General features: G+C 34.6%; 21 protein-coding genes. 9 read left to right on the top strand and 12 right to left on the bottom strand.

Going from position 1 to position 21,612, the window contains the following annotated elements; genetic code table 11:
• Window positions 1-14: 14 nt before the first annotated feature.
• The gene (locus KHA87_RS03245) at window positions 15-260 is read right to left on the bottom strand and encodes a hypothetical protein (protein WP_213092669.1); all 246 of its coding nucleotides are present in this window, start codon (window positions 258-260) and stop codon (window positions 15-17) included.
• A gap of 138 nt (window positions 261-398) precedes the next feature.
• Between KHA87_RS03245 and KHA87_RS03240 the strand changes: the two genes are divergently transcribed.
• The 4 genes from KHA87_RS03240 (at window position 399) to KHA87_RS03225 (ending at window position 3,052) form a co-directional block, all read left to right on the top strand.
• A complete protein-coding gene (locus tag KHA87_RS03240; RefSeq protein ID WP_213092668.1) occupies window positions 399-884 on the top strand; it encodes an Hsp20/alpha crystallin family protein in 486 nt (161 codons plus the stop codon).
• Window positions 885-933: 49 nt separating this feature from the next.
• A complete protein-coding gene (locus KHA87_RS03235; protein ID WP_213092667.1) occupies window positions 934-1,353 on the top strand; it encodes a hypothetical protein in 420 nt (139 codons plus the stop codon).
• 94 nt (window positions 1,354-1,447) lie between these two features.
• Complete coding sequence (locus KHA87_RS03230) at window positions 1,448-2,431, top strand: Gfo/Idh/MocA family protein (protein WP_213092666.1); 984 nt, start codon at window positions 1,448-1,450, stop codon at window positions 2,429-2,431.
• 162 nt (window positions 2,432-2,593) lie between these two features.
• Entirely contained in the window at window positions 2,594-3,052 is a 459-nt protein-coding gene (locus KHA87_RS03225; RefSeq protein WP_213092665.1) for a YndM family protein, read from the top strand.
• A gap of 35 nt (window positions 3,053-3,087) precedes the next feature.
• Here KHA87_RS03225 and ltaS read toward each other — a convergent pair whose 3' ends face one another.
• On the bottom strand, window positions 3,088-5,013 hold the full coding sequence (gene ltaS, locus KHA87_RS03220) for a lipoteichoic acid synthase (protein ID WP_213092664.1): 1,926 nt from the start codon (window positions 5,011-5,013) through the stop codon (window positions 3,088-3,090).
• Window positions 5,014-5,564: 551 nt separating this feature from the next.
• Between ltaS and KHA87_RS03215 the strand changes: the two genes are divergently transcribed.
• Window positions 5,565-5,651: a YjcZ family sporulation protein gene (locus KHA87_RS03215; protein ID WP_161809286.1), complete on the top strand. Its 87-nt coding sequence runs from the start codon at window positions 5,565-5,567 to the stop codon at window positions 5,649-5,651.
• Between the two features lie 301 nt (window positions 5,652-5,952).
• Window positions 5,953-6,126, top strand: a complete 174-nt coding sequence (locus tag KHA87_RS03210; protein WP_213092662.1) for a hypothetical protein — start codon at window positions 5,953-5,955, stop codon at window positions 6,124-6,126.
• A 14-nt stretch (window positions 6,127-6,140) separates the two neighbouring features.
• On the opposite strand, the gene KHA87_RS03205 is transcribed toward KHA87_RS03210, so the two are convergent.
• From KHA87_RS03205 to KHA87_RS03170, 8 genes are all read right to left on the bottom strand, one after another.
• Window positions 6,141-8,318, bottom strand: coding sequence for a DNA topoisomerase III (locus KHA87_RS03205; protein WP_213092661.1), 2,178 nt, complete (start codon window positions 8,316-8,318; stop codon window positions 6,141-6,143).
• A gap of 258 nt (window positions 8,319-8,576) precedes the next feature.
• The gene (locus KHA87_RS03200) at window positions 8,577-9,578 is read right to left on the bottom strand and encodes an inorganic phosphate transporter (RefSeq protein WP_213092660.1); all 1,002 of its coding nucleotides are present in this window, start codon (window positions 9,576-9,578) and stop codon (window positions 8,577-8,579) included.
• An 11-nt stretch (window positions 9,579-9,589) separates the two neighbouring features.
• On the bottom strand, window positions 9,590-10,210 hold the full coding sequence (locus KHA87_RS03195; RefSeq protein ID WP_213092659.1) for a DUF47 domain-containing protein: 621 nt from the start codon (window positions 10,208-10,210) through the stop codon (window positions 9,590-9,592).
• Between the two features lie 399 nt (window positions 10,211-10,609).
• Entirely contained in the window at window positions 10,610-12,484 is a 1,875-nt protein-coding gene (locus KHA87_RS03190; protein ID WP_213092658.1) for a PTS fructose transporter subunit IIABC, read from the bottom strand.
• A 14-nt stretch (window positions 12,485-12,498) separates the two neighbouring features.
• A complete protein-coding gene (gene pfkB, locus KHA87_RS03185) occupies window positions 12,499-13,413 on the bottom strand; it encodes a 1-phosphofructokinase (RefSeq protein WP_213092657.1) in 915 nt (304 codons plus the stop codon).
• Entirely contained in the window at window positions 13,410-14,165 is a 756-nt protein-coding gene (locus KHA87_RS03180) for a DeoR/GlpR family DNA-binding transcription regulator (protein ID WP_213092656.1), read from the bottom strand. The genes pfkB and KHA87_RS03180 overlap by 4 nt, the downstream gene beginning before the upstream one ends.
• A gap of 355 nt (window positions 14,166-14,520) precedes the next feature.
• A complete protein-coding gene (locus KHA87_RS03175) occupies window positions 14,521-15,459 on the bottom strand; it encodes a manganese-dependent inorganic pyrophosphatase (RefSeq protein WP_213092655.1) in 939 nt (312 codons plus the stop codon).
• Between the two features lie 133 nt (window positions 15,460-15,592).
• Window positions 15,593-16,402, bottom strand: coding sequence for a YitT family protein (locus KHA87_RS03170; protein WP_213092654.1), 810 nt, complete (start codon window positions 16,400-16,402; stop codon window positions 15,593-15,595).
• A 183-nt stretch (window positions 16,403-16,585) separates the two neighbouring features.
• Here KHA87_RS03170 and KHA87_RS03165 point away from each other — a divergent pair, with 183 nt between their 5' ends.
• The 3 genes from KHA87_RS03165 to ytvI all read left to right on the top strand — a co-directional run bounded on the left by KHA87_RS03165 (window position 16,586) and on the right by ytvI (window position 19,758).
• Entirely contained in the window at window positions 16,586-16,903 is a 318-nt protein-coding gene (locus KHA87_RS03165; RefSeq protein ID WP_213092653.1) for a hypothetical protein, read from the top strand.
• Between the two features lie 484 nt (window positions 16,904-17,387).
• Window positions 17,388-18,059 carry a 5'-methylthioadenosine/S-adenosylhomocysteine nucleosidase family protein gene (locus KHA87_RS03160; protein WP_213094227.1) on the top strand — a complete coding sequence of 224 codons (672 nt, stop codon included), beginning with the start codon at window positions 17,388-17,390 and terminating at the stop codon, window positions 18,057-18,059.
• A 613-nt stretch (window positions 18,060-18,672) separates the two neighbouring features.
• Window positions 18,673-19,758, top strand: coding sequence for a sporulation integral membrane protein YtvI (gene ytvI / locus KHA87_RS03155; RefSeq protein WP_213092652.1), 1,086 nt, complete (start codon window positions 18,673-18,675; stop codon window positions 19,756-19,758).
• Window positions 19,759-19,936: 178 nt separating this feature from the next.
• Here the strand turns inward: ytvI and KHA87_RS03150 are convergent, their stop codons facing one another.
• Window positions 19,937-20,224, bottom strand: coding sequence for a hypothetical protein (locus tag KHA87_RS03150; protein ID WP_213092651.1), 288 nt, complete (start codon window positions 20,222-20,224; stop codon window positions 19,937-19,939).
• Window positions 20,225-20,239: 15 nt separating this feature from the next.
• Window positions 20,240-21,520: an ArsB/NhaD family transporter gene (locus KHA87_RS03145; RefSeq protein WP_213092650.1), complete on the bottom strand. Its 1,281-nt coding sequence runs from the start codon at window positions 21,518-21,520 to the stop codon at window positions 20,240-20,242.
• Between the last annotated feature and the right edge of the window lie 92 nt (window positions 21,521-21,612).

The raw sequence follows: 21,612 nt of genomic DNA, 5'->3' as shown, positions 1-21,612 counted from the left end.
TGGCATGAGAATCCTTAATCTAATTTAAATGGTACGGATTCAAAAGACGAAGGTGCATCGATTTGATCCCTGTCATCGACCAAGCTTCTTGTTCCCACTATCGGTGAATCATCCCCCATTAATTGACCGAATCCCTGATTTTTTTTATCTGAATTATGCCAATCAGCTAACAAGTTTTGTCCGATATTTACAGCTGAGCAATTTTCAAAGGAATTAATTTTCAAAATAAAAATATTAATGTTAATAGAAGGTGTAGCCAATTTGTATCCCTCCTCATCTTCTGTCTAAGTATATGAAATACTGAGGTTATTTATGAAAATTGTGCGCTCTGAATACCTCCAAGGCATATATTATGGTAAAGGAACGGGTGAAATTGTTAGAAACGGAGGTGTCCGGTAGTGGATGTAGAAAAGCTCAGACAATGGTTACAATTCGCTCAACAGGTACAAGGAAGCAATGATTTTTGGGGATCTATTTTTGATAAAGATATTACAAATCCGATTGGACAGCAAACTGCTGCAAATAAGCAGGCACCCTCGTTTACTATGGAACAACCTGTAGCACCTAAAACTTCCTTTCCACTTGTTGATATTCTCTCGGACGAACATTTCCTTTATATTATCGCTGCGTTACCGGGAGTTGCTAAAGAAGATTTACATCTAGCTGTTACGAATGACACCGTTATTCTGAAAGGAACAGTAAAGTCTATCATACAAAATGCAGAAACAATTTCTTTAGAACGAAAATACGGCCCGTTTGAAAGAGCAATAAAGCTCATGGAACCAATTGATTCCACAAAAATTAAAGCGAAATATTTTAACGGTTTATTAATTATTACCCTTGAACGGACGATAAGAAATGCAGAACCCATTAATATTGAATAAGCGGGCATAAAGGTCGTTCCGTAACTAAAGATTAAGGTGTTGGGATAATATGTCTTTAAAACGAATATTCCACTTTTTTATCAAAAATGATTCGACACTTAAGCAATTAAAGAAAAAAATCACCCTTTTAGAAAAGAAATTAGAAAAATTCCAAGAAATGGAAGATTTAGTGAAGGAGCTCAAAGATCAGAAAAAGGATGATTTTCTTCACCCTCCGATTGTTGTAGAAAGGTTAAATGTGGAAAGGATTTTCGTCGATAAGGTGGAGTTGAATAACAACTTTGGCCAATTAGGAATTAAAGAATTAAAGGGAAGATTAAACATAGGCGCCACTTATGGAGAAGGCAGCTTTTATGAGCATTTACAGAAGGAAGGGAATTTGGAAAATAAGCAAGAAAGCTCCTCTGCACAGGAATCAAAAGATAGCACAATTGTACAAGCTCCGAGGGTCAATGTTAGAGCGAGATAAGGATCCTTTTTTTAAAAATGACGTCTATATAAATTTAAGGTAATATATATAATATTCCCTTATCATTATTAATAGATAGGAGCTGTACTTTTTAATGAACTTAGCAACTATAGGTACAAGTTGGATTACTTCCCGCTTAATCGATGCGGCTTTTCATTCTGGGAAATTAACTCTGCATTCTGTTTATTCTCGCTCAGAGGAAAAGGCACAAGAATTTGGACGTATGCATGATGCTGTGCATACATATAACAATCTTGATGAAATGCTTAAGAACAAAGAAATCGATATTGTATATGTAAGCTCCCCCAACTCCTTGCATTTTGAACAAACCATGAAATGCCTCCAAGCCAAAAAGCATGTTATTTGTGAAAAGCCTATTTTCTCTAATATCAAGGAGCTTAATACCGCATATAGTTGTGCGCAAAAAAACAATGTATTTTTATTCGAAGCTATTAGAAATATCCACACACCGAATTTTCACTTACTTGTTAAACAATTACACAAAGTCGGTCAGATTAGGAGTGTCTCGTTAAATTATTTACAATATTCCTCCAAATATGATGCCTTTTTAAGTGGAGATGAACCAAATGTATTTTCTCCTAACTTCTCAGGTGGAGCATTAGTAGATCTAGGGGTGTATCCGCTTTTTATCGCAGTTGCATTATTTGGAAAACCTTTTGAAATTCATTATTATCCTGTCAAATTGAGAAATGGAATCGATGGAAATGGAACGCTAATTCTGAAATATGGAGATTTTATATGTACAATTATATGCTCGAAAATCTCAGACTCTTATTTAGCAAGTGAAATTCATGGGGAAGAAGGTACCATTATTTTGGATAAAGCTTCAACCTTTAACCATATGGTATGGAGGGAAAATAAAGATAAATCATCCGTTGTTTTTTCGGTACAGCAGGAAGAAAATGATATGGTATACGAATTAGATCATTTCGTGGATATTATTCATTTAAACAATACGATAGAATATGAAAGGCTTAAAAATTTAAGCTACATAGTACTTGAAATTACAGAAGAAGCCCGCAAGCAAAATAACATTTTGTTTGCAGCGGAAAAATAAAAATAATGGGGTTGTCTCAAATGGTGCCTGGCACCTACTGAGACAACCCCATTCGTTTTGCGGAAGAGATAATTTCCGATTCAAAATGTATATTGTTAAAACGAAAAGTAAAACTTATTAGTAAGCTTGGATTACATCTTTACTATAAAGGGGTTACTTGAAATGAAACGTTTAGTATCCGTTGGTATAAAGGGGCTCGCCAGTTTTGCAATATTATATGTGATCCTGGGACTTGTCTACAATATGTCTTTCGGCAGAGTATTATTAATAACCATTGTACTCGGCGCGATATCCTATATTATTGGAGACTTGATTGTATTACCCAAATCCAATAATGTAGTTGCAACTGCCGTTGATTTAGGCATAGCGTTCTCTGTTATATGGGGTCTTAATGCATATAGCTTGAATTATCATAACACTCTACTATATTTCAGCTCTTTAATCGGGGCTCTTGCAATAACCGTGTTTGAATACTTTTTTCATATATATTTATTAAAAGCGTTTATACATGAAAAACAAACCTATTTTTACAGTCCTTCCCGAACACGTTTCCAAATGGAATCCTCAGAAGAACTGCATCCTGAACTTAAGAAAAACACTTCTAATGATGAGATTAAGTAAAAAAGGCTGACGTTAAAGTCAGCCTTTTTCTTATTTTAATGATTGTTGTAATTATATTTTGAACGATCTACAGGTGTAAAGCCTTTTGGAGTATAGAATCTTAACAGATCTCCATAAACCACTTTGTCTGATAGCTGCAGCTTCGTTTGAACCATTTGTTCATCCTTGCGAATCTCATCATTCTTCTCTATTCGTTCTCCTGTGTTTGTATCGTAGTACTTTCCATTAATGGAAGTGACTGTCGGGGTTACAAAGCTTCCGTTGCGGAAAGGCACCACTTGGGAATGATCCTTGGATAGTAAGTCTGTACCGAATTGAATATAATCCTTTGTATCAATTCCCATTAAGTGTTCAAGAGTTGGCAATACATCAATTTCACCGCCGTATTGGTGCATTACACCGCCTTTGACTCCTGGAACGTGGATAATTAATGGTACACGCTGTAACTGTGCATTTTCAAATGCATTAACATTCTTGCCCATTACTTGTGACATAGCTTTATTATGGTTTTCAGAAATTCCATAATGATCGCCATACATGATGATAACAGACTTATCATACAAACCGGATTGCTTTAAATAATCCACAAATTCTTTTACTGATTCATCCAAATAGCGAGCTGTTTGGAAATACCTATCAACAGAAGGATCTCCTGTATTAGCAGGTCCAATGCTAGCTTCATCACTTGCTATTGGATATGGGAAATGATTTGATAGCGTAATAAACTTCACATAAAATGGTTGTTGCAATGATTCAAGCATTGGTATGGACTCTTTAAAGAATGGCTTATCCTTTAATCCATAATTTAATACATCATTATCATTCATATCGTAGTAGCTTGCATCAAAGAATTTATCGAAACCAAATGATTTGTATGCCTCATCACGGTTCCAAAATGTCTTGTAATTACCATGAAATACTGCAGAAGTATATCCTCTTTGATCAAATATAGCCGGTGCAGCCTGGAATGTATTTAACGCTTTCGTAGTTAATACAGAACCTTGAGGCAATCCGAATAAAGAGTTTTCTAACATAAATTCCGCATCAGAAGTTTTACCTTGTCCTGTCTGATGGAAGAAGTTATCAAAATATAATGTGTTTTTATCTTTTGTAAATGAATTTAGAAAAGGAGTTACCTCTTCACCATTTAATTTATAGTTAATTAGGAAGTTTTGGAATGACTCAAGATGAATATATATTACATTCATACCCTTAGCTTTTCCAAAATATTTTTTGTTTGGTTCTGCATATTCAGCCTTTACATAGTTGCGTACCTCTGTCATATCACTACTGTCTGCAAAAGCTTTTTGCGCAGATGTCTTCGTGTTCTGAATTGCATCATAAATGGTAAAGTTATACGTACCTAAATATTTAACTAGATAGTTTCGGTCAAATGTTCTGGATAATAATTCTGGACGATCCTTTTCAGCAAGGCCTAAATTAACACAAAAAGCTAAAATCGCAATACCAAAAACAGAAAACACCTGCTTGCGACCTAATCGAATTGGTTCTGGCTTTACCAGTTTAAATACGACAAGAACTAGTAAAATAATTGTATCCAGGAAATAAAGAGGGTCATGCGGCCTTAGTAAAGCAAGGACACTTCCACCTAGATCTCCAAAGTTTTTTGTTTGTGTAAGAGTTGGAATCGTAATAAAGTCGCTAAAAAATCTATAATATACAATATTTGCATACAATAAAAAGGACATTAAAAAATTAATGATTATTAACCAAATATGCGCTCTTCTTCCTTTTGCAAATAATGCAAGTCCGAAGAAGAAAATCGCAGAGCTTAGCGGGTTAATAAATAACAAGAATTTTTGCAGGGAATTGCTGATTCCTAAGTGAAATTCATTCACATACCCAAAATACGTTTTTAACCAAAATAATATAACAGCTAAAAAGAAAAAACCAAGATGTTTATTCAATACACTTTGGCATTTCAATAAAAAGTTTTTCATTTTTGCACCTCTTTTATTACAAAACTAAGCTAAATACACTAATCGAAAACAAACTCGTAGTGTTAACCAGATCTTGTATTCTGCCAACTGCAAAAAATAACAGTATTAATTATGGCATATAAATACTATAAACATGTTGCATGTATTTTTCAATTCATATACAGATAATTACGCAAAAGAAAATGTTTGGTTTTTCGACAATAATATTATGATAGATGTCTACGCTAATCATTTCAACTTTATTCATTTTAATCTTGAAGTTGATATTCGGCAATAGAAAATTGCGGTATTTTCATCAACAATTTTATATTAGGGACCAATTGTACTGTTTCTGAAACAATTTCTCCAATTACAAATAATACAAAAAAATCATAAATTATACATTAAAACGTATAATTGTCCCTTGAAATTTCCTCTCCTCTATTTCCCTATGTAATTTATATCATTTTTTTCTTAATTGAGTATTTGTCCACACCGAAAATGAAATTGTACATAACTTATATCAATGATGTAAGGAGGTGAAGGGAATGTCAGAATATCGCGGCCATGGAATGGGGGCTGGCTTTGCCTTAATCGTAGTACTATTCATCCTCTTAATTATTGTTGGAACTAGTTATGTCGGTGGCGGAATGTACTAACGTTTTTACCCTTAATTTTTTACTCCTCATCTAATTATAAGAAGAAGCATCCGCGGATGCTTCTTCTTTCATTTGTCCGCAACTAGAATAATATTCCTATTTTTACACATACTTATTTAAAGGCTCTTTTCTTTAACTTTTTTGCTTTTTCAGACGTCTTAATAACAACTTGATATTTGGTTAAGAATGCATTACTTCCTTAAGAAAAGAAACCCCGAGCAGACTATATTATGATTTATAATCAATATACGAAAAATAACAACCTATACTAAAACAGCCTATTAAAAAAGGATGAATTTATTTGAGGCATTATTTATTCGAACTTGCAGATACCGTTAATCAATTTTTTTTGCAGAACAAAATTATTATTTCTTACATTGGCTTCGGAACATCTACTGCTATTTTCTGCATTTTTTCATTGCTTTCTATCATTAAGAAATTAAAAGGAAACAAAAATAATAGTAATTCAAGTTAAGTACTTTTATAGCCTTATTTAAATAGTAAGGTGATCTTATTATCTTTCCATTCCAGCTTTGCCGAAAATTCCTTCCCATCCTTTTTAAAACCTTTAATAAAATCAGTCCTTCCCTCCGCTAGCAGCCTTTTTATATTTGTTTTGGAAATGGATCTTCCTAATATTTTTTTAGAAATAGTAAAGTCACATTTCGTTGCGCTGTATTTGGAGCATCCAAAAAATTTCCCTTTATCTATAACATCTCCATCACATTTCTTACATTTCCCTAATGGTGCTTCTGTACTCCTCCCCTTTTTGGAGGAATCTTTATTTTGAAATTCATCTACATCTAAATGCTTGAAATCCCAGCTTTCACTGCTTTCTCTTGCATCATTAATTAATTTTATTGCCAGTTTTTTTGCCTGTTCCATAAAATTCTTTGGAGAAGCATTACCTTCCCCAATTTCATGTAGCCTTTGCTCCCATTTAGCAGTCATTTCAGGAGATGCCAAAATACTATTTCCAATGGAATCTATCAAAAGTATACCCTTGTTGGTTGCAAATACTTGATTTCGTTTAACCTCAATATAATTTCTGTCTTTTAATACACCAATAATTCCCGCCCTGGTAGCTTCTGTCCCAAGACCTTCTGTTTTGTTAAGAACCTTCATAAGCTCATTATCCTCCAGATGTTTCCCAGCCGTCTTCATCAAGGTAATAAGCTGTCCTTCTGTATATCTCTTTGGAGGCTGTGTTTTTCCATTCTTAACTTTGATTGCATGAACTATTCCCTTCTCTCCTTCTTCCAAAGAAGGTAAGTCCTGTTCTTCTTGCTCTGTTTTCTCCTTATTTTGCTGCTCAATTTTATTTTTATAAATAACCCTTCTCCAGCCTTCTTGAATTTGTTCTTTTCCTTTCGAAATAAAGGTTGCTCTCTGTTCTACCAAAGTATGAATAGTAGTATAGTCAAAAATTGCTTTTTCATAATGGGCAGCAATTAACCTTTCCGCAATCAATGTATAAATTTTTTCCTCTTCAGCAGACATTTTGGATGGGTCTACCACTTGTTCAGTTGGAATAATGGCATAATGATCCGTAACCTTTTTCTCATTTACATAACGAGAGTTATTCAAAATGGACGATGTTGGCAATGGAAAGTACTCTTTAAATGCCTCAAGCCTGCTAAGCTTTTGCAGTATTTCCGGAAAGCCGGCTGCTTCTTCTTTTGTCACGTAGCTTGAATCACTCCGCGGATAAGAAATAATTCCTTTGACGTATAATTTTTGTGCAATATCAAGGGTTTTTTTGGGAGAGTATTTATACAGCTTATTAGCTGTTGCTTGCAAAGCAGATAAGTTAAAAAGAAATGGCGGCAAGAACTCTTTTCTTTCCTTCTCTATATTGGAAATAACCGCTTCCTTCCCTTTGCAAAATTCGGCAATTCTTTTGGCCATTGCTTCATCATGCAGCCGCGATTCTCCATCCTTATGCCATTTACCCTCATATACTTTTCCATCCATGAAAAAGTCCGCAAATATTTCCCAAAAAGGCTCTGATTTAAAATTCGCTATTTCCTTTTCCCTTTTGACAATAAGTGCTAGTGTTGGCGTTTGCACTCTACCAGTAGAAAACACATCTGATATTCCCTTTTTTTGGAGAAGAAGAGTATAGGCTCTTGATGCATTCATACCTATCAACCAGTCAGCACATGCTCTACTTAACGCTTCAAAGTAAATACTTCTTGTTTCCGATTCATCTAATAGGTTTTCGAATCCATGAATAACCGATTTGGGAGTCAAGGATGATATCCATAACCTTTTCATTCTCTTACGGTTATTGCATTTATGTAAAATGACTCGGACAATTGCTTCCCCCTCCCGCTCCGCATCGCCTGCAATAATAATTTCCTCTACATCCTTTCGCTCAACTAAACCCTTAATAATATTAAACTGCTTCCATTTGGATTTCGTTACCCGATGCTGAAATTGAGGTGGAATAATTGGGAGCATATCAAGCGACCATTTTTTCCATTTAACATCATATTCTTCAGGCGGAATTAGCTCGCAAAGATGACCGACTGCCCAAGTCAAAAAAGCTCCTTCAGGAAACCATTGGTTAGGAGCAATTACAACATAACCATCTTTTTTGGAAAAGGAAAAAGGTGCTGCTATTTTCAAGCCTTGATCAGGCTTTTCGGCAATAATTAATTTCATATAAAACGCCTCACAAAACGGACTAATAATTAAATCTATTATACTATAATTATAAAATAAAACGGCTGTTTCCGTTTAGATCCTTTCTCTTCAATATTAATAAATTTCTACATAAATCTCTTTTGGATCATATTTTCTTTAACATTACCGCTTAATACTCAGAAGATGGTTAGAGACCTTACAAAATACAATAGAGGTTTATGGAAAAAGAAAAAAAGGATTTGATACATGATCAAATCCCGTTTTTCTTGGACCAATTTATTTAAAAAATAGCTGCACAATTCCGTAGAAGCATGCTGCAAGAACTGCGGAAATAGGAAGAGTAATCACCCATGTAATAAGAATTCTTTGTGCAGTCCCCCACTTCACACCTTTAATACGGTGGGCAGAACCAACACCTAGAATAGAAGACGAGATTACATGTGTTGAACTCACAGGAAGGTGAATAAAGGTTGCCCCAAAAATAATCATTGCTGATGATAAATCGGCTGCTACACCATTAACCGGTTTAATCTTCATAATCTTTCCGCCGACTGTTTTGATAATTTTCCACCCACCAACCGATGTCCCTAATCCCATTGCGACAGCACACGAAAATTGAACCCAAAATGGAATGTCATTAGATGTTACATAATGATTAGCCATAAGTGCCATCGTGATAATCCCCATAGATTTCTGTGCATCATTCGTTCCATGAGAATAGGATTGAATAGCTGCAGTAGCAATTTGTATCCATCGGAATTGATTATTTGTTTTAGCTAAATTTCGATTCTTTAATGTCCATTTAAAAATGGTATATATAATATAACCGACTACAAATGCAATAATTGGGGAAATAATTAGAGCCTCAAGGATTTTTAAAAATCCTTGATATTTAATTGCCCCAAACCCTGCAGCCGCTATCGAGGCTCCGGCAATGGAACCAATAATCGCATGAGATGAACTGCTTGGGATACCATAATACCAGGTGATTAAATTCCAAATGATAGCTGAAAGCAATGCTGCCAGGATTACCGCACCGCCATTTTGAAGCTGGAAAGGATCCACAATATCACTGGTAATCGTTTTTGCTACTCCGGTAAAAGTTAAGGCCCCGACAAAATTCATCACAGCTGCAAGAATAATCGCCTGTCTTGGCTTTAACGCTTTCGTTGAAACAGATGTTGCAATGGTATTTGCTGTATCATGGAATCCATTAATAAAATCAAATACAAGTGCGCCTATAACGATAAGTATAGTTAATATGAAAATAGTAGTCATTCGCTATCCCCTTATGCATTCTTCATAATAATAGTTTCAAATATATTGGCAACATCCTGACAGTAATCAGATATTAGTTCAAGGTTTTCATAGACCTCTTTATATTGAATAATCGTAATAGGATTTTTTTCCGTTGCAAAAAGATCTTTTACAGAAGATCGTAAAATATCATCACATTTTGATTCATAGTCTTTGATTTTAATCGTATGTGCACGAATGTCGAGCAATTTTTTCTTAGCTAATAATCCAATACATTTAGAAATTTCTTGGCAGCTGCCATATAATTCAACGACAAAATCTCTCATAAATACCGTAGGCTTTGTAATATTATATAATTCCATCAAGGATGCAGTGTGATCAAGCCCGTCCAATACATCATCCAAACGCATGGCAAGCTGAAGAATATCCTCACGATCAATTGGAGTAATGAAAGCTTTATGAAGCTCTACAATTATTTCATGAATGAGAGTATCTCCTTTTGTCTCATACTCTTTCATTTTAGTAGAAAGCGTCTTTAAATCATTTTCATTTTGAATCGTCGTTTCCGTTAAAAATTTTGAACTATCCTCCAAATTTGCAGTAATATTGCTTAGCATTAGTGAAAATTTATCTTTTTTTTCGATAATAGGCATTCTGATTCCTCCAAAATTGTTTTTAAAAGGCTGTTTTCGTATTGATTTTTAAAATCCAAAATCTAATTTTAATTGCTGCTCTTCAGAAATAGTTATTTTCCTATTTTCAAACTAGTTTCAGGGCATCTTTTCTTAAAAGATTAGTCCTTAAAATGAATTGTTATGTATATATCTTTTGTCTCAGAAATAACAAAGTTTAAGAAAAGAGCCTTTTAAAAAAAACATTCCTACACCATTTTAAATGATTTTTGCCATTTGGGAATATATATCGACAAAAATTTACGAAATCTTTACAAAAGAAATAATGATTTTTCAAATAAATTTAACATTTGAAAAGGATAATAGAATATGTCGTTTCAAAAAAAGAAGGGCTGACAAGTTTGCCAGCCCTTCTCCAATCTAATTCGCCACTCTCTTTTTTAACAAACCTACCAATATGGCGGTAATAAAAGCACCAATGATAATTGCTAAAGCGTACAATAACGGATTGCCATCTACTAAAGGAATAACAAAGATACCTCCGTGTGGGGCACGTAAACCAATATGAAATAGCATCGTTAATGCACCGGCGATTGCAGATCCGACTACTGCAGATGGAATGACACGTACGGGGTCAGCAGCAGCGAAAGGAATTGCACCTTCTGTAATAAAAGTCGCCCCCATAATATAACAAGTTATACCTGCATCCTTTTCACTCTTTGTAAACTTGCTTCTAAAAAGTGTTGTAGCAATAGCCATTCCAAGCGGAGGAACCATTCCTCCTGCCATAACAGCTGCATGTGGAGCATACTGCCCAGCATCTATCATTGCTATTCCAAATGTAAAGGCTGCCTTATTAATCGGTCCACCCATGTCAACTGCCATCATACCACCAAGAATTATTCCTAAAAGCATTAAATTTCCTGTTCCTAAATGATTTAACACATCGGATAAATAATGATTAAATAAACTGCACGGCTTATTAATGACAAAGAACATAATCATTCCAGTAATAAATATTCCGAATAACGGATAAAGCAATACAGGCTTAATTCCCTCAAGCGATTGCGGTAGTGCCGCAAATGCTTTCTTTAATAAGACAACTACATAACCTGCCAAAAATCCCGCAATTAAGCCGCCAAGAAATCCTGCTCCTCCTTGTGCAGCCATAAAGCCGCCTACCATCCCAGGTGCAAGCCCGGGTCTATCTGCAATACTCATGGCGATAAATCCAGCCAGAACTGGTATCATTAATCCAAAAGCATTACCTCCGCCAATCGTATTTAAGGCTTCTGCAAATTTATTGTAGCTTGGGTCATGCGGATCTGCAGAATGAATTCCAAACATGAATGAAATTGCAATTAATATACCTCCCCCCACGACAAACGGGAGCATATTAGATACGCCATTCATTAAATGCTTGTAGAAACCATTGCGACCTTTCCCGCTTTTTTGGGATTGCTCACTTTTGTTCCTTTCGCCAGTGATTTTATAAATAGGTGCATCTTGATTGATGGCTTGTTTCAAAAGTTCCTTTGGTCTGCGAATTCCATCCGCAACTGGAACTTCTATAACATATTTGCCATTGAAGCGTTCCATCTCCACTTGTTTATCTGCAGCAACTATGATAGCTGTTGCTTTTTCAATTTCCTCTGGTGTTAATACATTTTTGGCACCGCCGGAACCATTAGTCTCTACTTTAAAAGGAATGCCTAACTCTTTAGCCTTTTCCTTTAAGGAATCCGCTGCCATATAAGTGTGTGCTATGCCAGTTGGACAAGCAGTAACCGCTAATATTAATTCTTTTTCATCTATTGAAACACTTGAATCTTCTGTTACTTCCTCTTCACTTTCGATAAAAACATTTAAAACTCCCTCGACGGTATCCGCAATCAAAAGCTGCTCTCGAATTTCCTTTCTCATTAATAAGGAAGAAAGCTTGGACAACGCTTCCAAATGTGTATTATTTGCTCCTTCACTTGCAGCAATCATGAAAAATAGATGGCTGTCTTGTCCATCAAAGGATTCGTAATCAAGACCTGTTTTAGACCTTCCGAAAGCAATAGCAGGTGTTTTAACAGCAGCTGTTTTCGCATGAGGTATCGCAATTCCATCCCCCACTCCAGTAGTGCTCTGCTCTTCCCGTGCTAAAACTGCTTTTTCGTATTCCTCTTTATCATTCAATTTTCCTGCATCATTTAATACATTAACAAGCTCACGAATAAGTTCCTGCTTCGTTTGGGCTTGTACATCCATTTTTATTGTGGATGGTGTCAGTAAGTCTGTAATTCTCATGTTGAAGGTTCACCTCATTTTAGAGTCTTAATTTTTACTTCATTTAAAAGATTCATTACTTTATCCTTTGTACAAAGTCCTTGTGAAAATGCGGTGGCACTTCCGGAAGCAACCCCGATTTTAAATGCTTCTTCTAATGATTTTCCGGATGAATAAGCACTTAAAAAACCACCAACTAATGAATCACCAGCCCCTATGGAATTTTTCAATTCCCCTTTCGGTGCTGTTGCATGTATTGCTAAATTCTTATTGATAAAAAGAGCACCTTTTTCCGCCATAGAAATTATGATATTTTCTACTCCTTCATCCACTAGCTTTTTCCCATAAATATAGGCATCTTGTACCGATTCAATCTTCGTCTGGAATAATTCTCCTAATTCATGATGATTCGGTTTGATTAGAAATGGCTTTTCCAGTATAACTTGTTTAAGTGCTTGCCCAGATACATCCGCAACAAAGCACGCTCCAATATGTTTGCATATTTTTATTAAATCAGCGTAAATGGAAGAAGGGAGTGAAACGGGAATGCTTCCAGAAAATATAACCATATCATTTGGCTTTATGCTTTGAAACTTCGAAAATAATTGTTCCAGCTGTTGTGGCGTAATAGCGGGACCTGCCCCGTTAATTTCCGTTTCTTCTACGGACCTTAGCTTAATATTAATTCTTGTATCTTCATCCACCTCTACAAAATCCAATGCGATCTGTTCTTCACTTAAAAAATCCTTTATATAAGCTCCGGTGAATCCTCCAATAAAACCAAGAGCAATGGATTCTGCTCCCAATCTTTTTAAAACTCGGGAAACATTAATTCCTTTTCCCCCAGGTACCTTATAATCCGATTTAGTACGGTTCAGTATACCCGACTCAAAGTTATCCACCTCTACATGGTAATCCAACGATGGATTTAATGTAATTGTGTATATCATGATGTCACAACCTTTATGGTAGTTTTATGCTTATAAAGTTCTGCTGTATCATTGTTTAGCAAATTAGTAATAATGCTAGCTTCTGAAAGAGGAGCAATCTCAGAAAAAGCTATCTCTCCAAACTTAGTATCATCTGCCAAGACATATGATTCTCTAGAGAGCTGCAGTGCTTTTTGCTTTATAAAAGCTTCTTCCGGATCTGGAGTGGTATAGCCAAAAGATGGATGAATTCCATTAACTCCGAGAAAGCATTTGTCAAAACGGTAGTTTTCAATCGCATATAAAGCACCTCGGCCTATCATTGCACCTGTCTTCGGCTTAATAGCTCCACCAATTAAATACGTCTTAATTCCTTTATTTAGAAGCGGCTGGATATTCGTAAGCCCATTTGTTACAACGACAATATCGCTTTCATTTGGAAGATAAGGAATCATTTGCAGTGTGGTAGAACCCGCATCCAAATAGATACAATCTGCCTGTTCTACAAGTGAAGCAGCATATTTTGCAATCAAATCCTTTGCCGTCAGGTTTTTGGCTGTTTTTTCAATAATACCAGGCTCTTCCAGTTTACCTTGTAATCGAGCAGCACCGCCGTGAACTCTCTTAAGGGCATTTTTCTTCTCAAGCTCGATGAGATCTCTTCTAATGGTTGATTCTGATGTATTTGTTTCATTTACAAGCTCTTGCAAGCTTACAATTTCCTTCTGTTTTAACAATTCTAATATGATGCGATGTCTTTCAGCAGTTAGCAATCCGTTTCACCTGCCATTTCTATTGGTAACGCATACAATTTGTGAGTACTTTTTTATTGTACATCCTAAAAAAAATAAAAACAATCAAAAACAATCATTAACATTCAAAAACAATCACAACTTAACGAAAATCTATCTATTTTTTCTACAATGTCTCTTTTCTCCACTTTGATGCTTTTTAAGATGTAAATATTAAATATATTCATTCATAGAGACTTCTCATTTTAAGAAAAGATGCCCCGATTAAAAAGTTTCATTAAACCTAATATTTAGTAATTATTTATTAAAAAAGAATCCCAAAAATAAAAAAGCAATACTACAATAGTAGTACTGCTCCAGAATGTATAATTATTTTTTATAATTCAATTGTTTTAAATGCATCTGTTAAAATTGGAACAATTTGTTTTTTACGAGAGACAACACCTTTTAATACGGCTGTGTTGTTTTGAAGCTCTACATTATATGCTTTTTCTACTACTTTTGCACCTCGGCCGAGAGCAATAGCAGTGGAATCATTATTTAAAATATCTGTTACTACAAATAAAAATAAATCTAATCCCTTATCTGCAATAATGCCCGTTAATACTTTTTCCACATCCGCTTGACGAGAAAATACATCATTAATATCAACAGCATTAACTTGAGCAACTTCTACTTTATAATCGCCCATTTGGAATTCCTTTGCATCCAACGATACAAGCTGTTCCACCGACTTATCACTTAAATCTGCTCCGGCTTTTAACATCTCTAAACCATATTTTTCTGCATCTACTTCTGCGATAGCAGCTAATTCTTTTGCAGCCTCTACATCTTCATTTGTACAGGTCGGTGATTTGAATAATAAGGAATCAGAAATGATCGCTGAAAGCATTAATCCTGCTATTTCTTTGCGGATTTCAATTCCGTTTTCCTTATATAATTTATTTAAAATAGTTGCCGTACATCCTACAGGCTCTGCACGATAGTATAAAGGATCACTTGTTTCAAAGTTCGCAATACGGTGGTGATCGATTACTTCCAGTACTCGAACTTCATCGATGTCATCTGCACTTTGCTGACGCTCGTTATGGTCCACTAAAATGACATTTTTCACTTCGCTTGCTACCTTTTCGACGTAACGAGGTGCCTCTGCCTTGAAATAATCTAAGGCATATTTTGTCTCGCCATTGATTTCTCCTAATCTTACCGGTTCCACATCCATACCTAGCTTTGTTTTTAATTCTGCATACGCAATTGCAGAACAAATAGTATCCGTATCTGGATTTTTGTGTCCGAAAATAAAAATCTTTTCCATTGCTCTTACTCCTTTTAATATATGTAGGTTTTCAGTTATAACGTCCACATTAGACATGTGGACGTTACTTATAGTTTCTATTTTATCACATAGTCAATATTTTTATCTAAATTGTCCAGGAATATTACTGAATTTACCCTCTATGGAACAGCCCCATTACCTCTTGAGTTTCCGTAATGTTTACAAAGGCTTCTTGGTCGGTTTCCATAATTATTTTTTTCACATCGGATAATTGGTAGCGCGTAATCACTGTCATTAAGATTTTGCGTTCTTCACCTGAATAAGCGCCTTCACCATTCATTAACGTTACTCCGCGATATAAATTTTCCAGCAGTTTGTCCTTCATTTCCTCACCTTTTTTCGTCACAATGGTTAAGGTTAATTTAATATGCTTCGTATGGATGGTATCAATAACTTTGCCGGTTGCATAAATTGCCACCATTGTGTTAAGTGCGGCATCCCAGGTAAAAATAAACCCTGAAATAATCACGATTAACGCATTCATAGCAGATATTACGGACCCAAGCGGAAAATCCTTTTTCTTTGTTAACAGCATAGCAATAATATCGAATCCGCCGGATGAACCGGATGCTCGAAAAATTAACCCAATCCCTATTCCTGTTAATACACCTCCAGCTAAGGAAGATAATAAGGGTTCTGTTGTAATTTTGACTATCGGAATGACATACAAGCCTACCGAAAGCATAACAACTGATAAAATAGTATAGAATACAAAACGTTTTCCAAGCTTGAAAAAACCGAGCGCTAAAAGCGGAAAATTTAATAGAAAATTAAAGATACCAGTGTTAATAGGTGTGATAAAACTAAGCATTATCGCAATCCCGCTTAAACCACTGCTTAAAATATGATGTGGAATCAGAAAAAAATTATATGCAAACCCTACGATTAACGATCCAATAATAATCGTGAAAATATTACGCATTATTATTCCCCTCTTATTCTCTAAAATGCTTTAGTTTATTATAGTAGAGAAATATTTAATGTTTAAGATAATAGTTTTTTCTGAAGAGTGAAACGTGAGCAATGAAGTAAAATGGAATATTCCTTTTAAGACAAGCATAAAAAAAAGATAAGGAATGCATTGCCTAAGAAGGGGTGAAAGTGAATGTTAACTATTTTAAAATCAAAAAAGAGTGCATTTTTTGTTATTCTTTTTTGTTTAATTTTATTCGCTTATTTAAATACGATTTCCAATCGTGACCTTGAGCAAATAACTACAAATGTTCCGGCTTTTTCGGCAACTAAACCGACCAAATCAATTGCTCCTGCATTAGAGGAACGTTTGGTAAATACAGAGGAAATAGACGGTTACACAGTAGAAACCTATCAGGAGTTTGAAGTATATAAAGAAGATGATGGTACGATTCAAAAAGTGGTTCCTACTTCGAATTTTAATTATTTACGTTATAAGTCAGAGGAATAAAAAAGCATGCAGTTCAATTCTAAGTAGTTCTGTTTTCGTGGAGAAACACTGCAAATATCATATGAATTCGCAACCCTTTTAGCATAGCAACTAGCAGACCTTTTTTTGTTGATATATCAGTGTTTTGCAAGAAAATAAACCCATAAAAGCATAGTAAATAGCACCCCAAATAACATCTTGACAATAGATATTGTCATCGTGTTAATGAGGGTGCTATTTCACTTGTTATTTGGTATGTCATATTTATCCTGTTCCAGAAACTTTAAGGATTTTATACGAGACTTCATGGTAAAATATGGTTAAAGATTGTAGAATTTCAGTTCTTCAACTAATACAGCAGTTTAGGAAAAAAAGGATATTTGCATATTAATAACTAATTGTTAATGAACAGAGTAATGAAGGATAGTTAAGTGAAAAAAAAATGAATTCAAACCGTGTATAGACATTCAATGGTGGCAAATTTTATTTGTGGGGTGATAAGTCGATGATAGGAATTAGTATTGCAACGAAGTGGGAATATGAAGCGACATTGGAATACTTTAGCATAAAAATTAACGAACGTTTCAGTTATCCATATGGCGAGTATTTCATAAGAACAATTAATGATACTGAACTTGTTTTTTATAGTACAGGTGTAAGAAAAGTTAATGGTGTTGGTGGTAATCAGTATATGATCTCTAAATTTAATTTAACTAAAGTAATCGTTGCTGGAACATGTGCAGGAATAGATGAGAAGTTCAGTAATTTGGATATTTTTGTTCCCGATAAAGCCGTTCAATATGATTGTACAGTAAAAGAAATTGAGCCTCTTATTAAACAATCCTTCATAGTCGATATTGATTTATCAAAATATGGAAATGATTTTTATACAGGAACAATTGGCACCTCTGATAAAGCAGTAGTTATGTGGAAGGACTATTTAGAACTTAAAGAAAACGAAATAACAATTGCCGATACAGAAGCGGGTGCAATTGCTTATATCTGTAAGAAAAATGATGTTGAATGTATTATTATTAAAGGAATATCTGATTTTCCAACAGATGAAAGAAACTCTGATAAATTCGAATCGAACATTGAACAAATTAATATTTATTTAGAAAACACACCCAAAGTTATGAACAAAATATTTGGCAAATATTTAAAAAGATTTATTTAAATAAATTTAAAGTTAATAGAAAGATTATGATTATTGATGAAACTTGTCTTTTATTTAACTATTGTTTTCCGTTAGTTCCAAATCCATTATTTTTTGTGCTTACAGTAAATATATTGTATGACCATTACACATATCCGCATTATAATAAAGTCAGGAAAGTTGGGGCGGAATACTTTACTTGAAGATAAAAATGGTGCATGGACTTAAAAGATAACTCAACTCTTATTAAGCTAAAGGGTGCTTTAGTTTAATAAGTGCATTAAATTAAAGGAAAAAGAGCTTGAGGGTTGTAAAAATTCTCTCAAGCTTTTTGTATGTTATTTGTATTGTTATCTATGTTACGAAATCGTATGTTATTTGGGTTGCGATTTTAGATTTTCTCCACGTTATCTGAATTACTTAGTTCAATTCTGCATGCTTTTTTATTCCCTTACTTTAATTAGAAATCCATACTTTCTTCCTAAAAATACCAGAAAAAATACTGTCTTGGTGATTTGATATACTATAACAAATCAAATGAAACCTTTTCCCTACCAAATCTCGTATAAGAAACGAGTTGTGGAATATAGGTTACATACTGGTATACTAGAAATAAGGAGAAAGGGGACATTCTATGGGTGAGATAGTATGGTCTTTTATAAAAAGAAATTATAAAACCATTGTAGATATAGTCATTTTAATTGCTGTTATCTGGCTTTCATTAAAATTTGCCAATTGGATTTTCAGTATTGCCACTCCGATAGTATTCGGAGGCATAATTTATATGCTTATTAAGCCTATGGTCAAGCTTCTTGTTGCTATAAAAATAAAACGGGGTGCAGCCATTGCCATATCACTTGTCTTTTACTTAATTGTAGCCCTTGCATTAATTTTTGTTGGGGGTATGGTTGCCGTCAATCAAGTACATAATCTCATTACGAAAATGCCGCATTATATTGACACATTAAAAAGTAATTTTGGAGGCGAAGTTCATCAGCTTCAGCGGCAATATACAGATTTGCCGTATGGCATACCGGAAAAGATTAATGAAAAGCTAGGATCTATCGGTCAAAAGTTCATGATCTATTTTTCAAAATTTTTATGGACAGTTGTCGGAACGGTAAATACAAGTATCGTATTTATTGGAAATTTACTGTTAGGAATCATTCTTGCTTATTTCTTAGGGAAAGATGCGGAAAAAGTAAGAGCAAAATTTAATGATAAAGCACCAAATTGGATGAAAGAGGGATGGGATTTTTTAAGGGTAAACGTAATCAGCGGAATTACTAAATATATTACCGCCCAATTAAAATTAATGACGATTACATTTGTACTTATTTTCGTTTCCTTATTAATTTTCCAGGTAAATAATGCCTTTATTATTTCCATTTTGTCAGCGCTATTTGACATACTACCACTTTTAGGAGTAGCAACAATATTTATTCCGTGGATAATTTATTTATTCATAGTAGGCAACACTGCACTTGCCATTAAGCTATTAATTGTGTATGGTATTGTGTTTTTGGTTCGACAGCTTCTAGAACCAAAAATTGTAGGAGAATCCTTAGGAGTCTCTGCCTTTCTAATGCTATCCTTAATGGTAATTTTCTTAGGATTGTTTGGATTTTGGGGAATGCTTCTTACACCAATCTTAACTATATTGCTGAAGGAACTGTATTCACAGGGGTATTTCAAGAAATGGATTAGAACACATGACTAAAAAAGACTCGGATTCCCGAGTCTTTTTATTTATGCCTGTTTTCGTATTGATTTATGTTATATGTATTTTGTTATAATGCACAATTTAGTCCTTGCTTGACCATATATTCTCAAAGATGCTATTCACTCATTATCCAAAAATAGGTCTTTTATAAAAGTTTAAGAAAAGAGTCCTATTCCTATTCGTTCCATTCCAGCTTTTTTATTAGCTGCCAGCGAAACATGGCTGCTAAAAGCACTACATAAGAATCATCTCGGACAATCACTTGTACTTGTTTGTCCTCATACGTGTAAAACAATACATCTGTATATACTTTATCCCTTTCAAAGAAATTTCGAACCTCGTGAAGCTTTTTTACCGCTTCCTCGTTTTTCGGTTTTAACATGATATCTATTCCATCTTCTCGCTCTTTTTCACTCATGAACACAACATTCTCGTTCATTTCATATTTAATCTTCCCAATCATTTTAATTATCCCTCCTTATAATAAATATCTTAAATAGATATACCCCATTGAAATCAATACAGAGATCAGCATTAAGGGAAATCCAATTAATAAATATTTGATAAACGTAATCTTGTATCCTTCTTTACTGGCTAAACCCGCAACAACTAGATTGGCGCTTGCTCCAATTAAGGTCCCATTTCCACCTAAGCAAGCTCCTAATGACAAAGACCACCACAAAGGTTCTAGATTGTGAACACCTAATTCCCCCATTTTTTCTATTAAAGGAATCATGGTAGCGACAAACGGAATATTATCAATAAATGCAGATGCTATAGCACTGAGCCATAGGATAAGGAAGGAGCTAGAAATATCATTTCCGCCGGTTAATTCAATCGTATAGGAAGCAATTTTTGAAATCACTCCTGTTTCCACTAATCCGGATACAAGCACAAACAAACCAATAAAAAAGAAAATGGTTGTCCATTCTACTTTCCCAAGTGAGCTTTCTAAATAACTCTCTCCTGATAACAGCAATAGGATGAATGCTCCTGCTAATGCGACCGTTGCCGTATCTATTTGAATAAGCTCATGTAAAAAGAATGCCAGAATCGTTAACCCCATGATAGTTAATGATTTAATCATAAGCACCTTATCGGTAATTTCATCCTTTTCATTCAGGCTCATAATTCTTTTTCTGGTTTCCTCAGAGGTTTTAAAGTTCTTTTTATAGATAAGCATAAGTAAACAAATGGTTACAACCATAATAATCAATATAACCGGAGTTAAATTGGTAATAAATTTCATAAATGTTAAGGAAGGCACGGCACTTCCGATCATAATATTTGGAGGATCTCCAATCATCGTAGCCGTTCCGCCAATATTAGACATCAATATTTCGGAGATTAAAAACGGAATCGGCGAAATATTTAATTGACGGGTAATGCTAAAGGTGACAGGCACCATGAGTAAAACTGTTGTCACATTATCCAAAAAGGCGGAGCCAATCCCAGTAATTAAGGATAATACTAGTAAGATAGCTATCGGTCTTCCCTTTACCTGCTTCGCTGACCAAATCGCGACATACTTGAATACTCCAGTTTCACCTGTAATCGAAACCATTATCATCATACCAATCAGCAAGCCGATTGTATTAAAATCAATATGTTGGAGAGCAGATTCCTGGGTAACGATGCCGAAAACGATCATCAAAGTTCCACCCAGCATCGCAATAATGGTTCGATGAATTTTTTCAGAAATAATAAGTCCGTACGTAAGTAGGAAAATAGCAATTGCTATAATTGCATGATTTGTCACAAATATCATCCCTTTTTAGTTCGTATTCTATGTATTATTGCCAATAGATATTGAAAATAATGGAAGTAAATAAAAAAAGGAAGCCTGTTTTG

The organism is Bacillus sp. FJAT-49736 (genome assembly GCF_018343615.1).
Classification (GTDB): Bacteria; Bacillota; Bacilli; order Bacillales; family Bacillaceae_C; genus Margalitia.
Note: the sequence above shows the minus strand (reverse complement) of the source record. Positions and strands in the feature narration are given on the sequence as shown.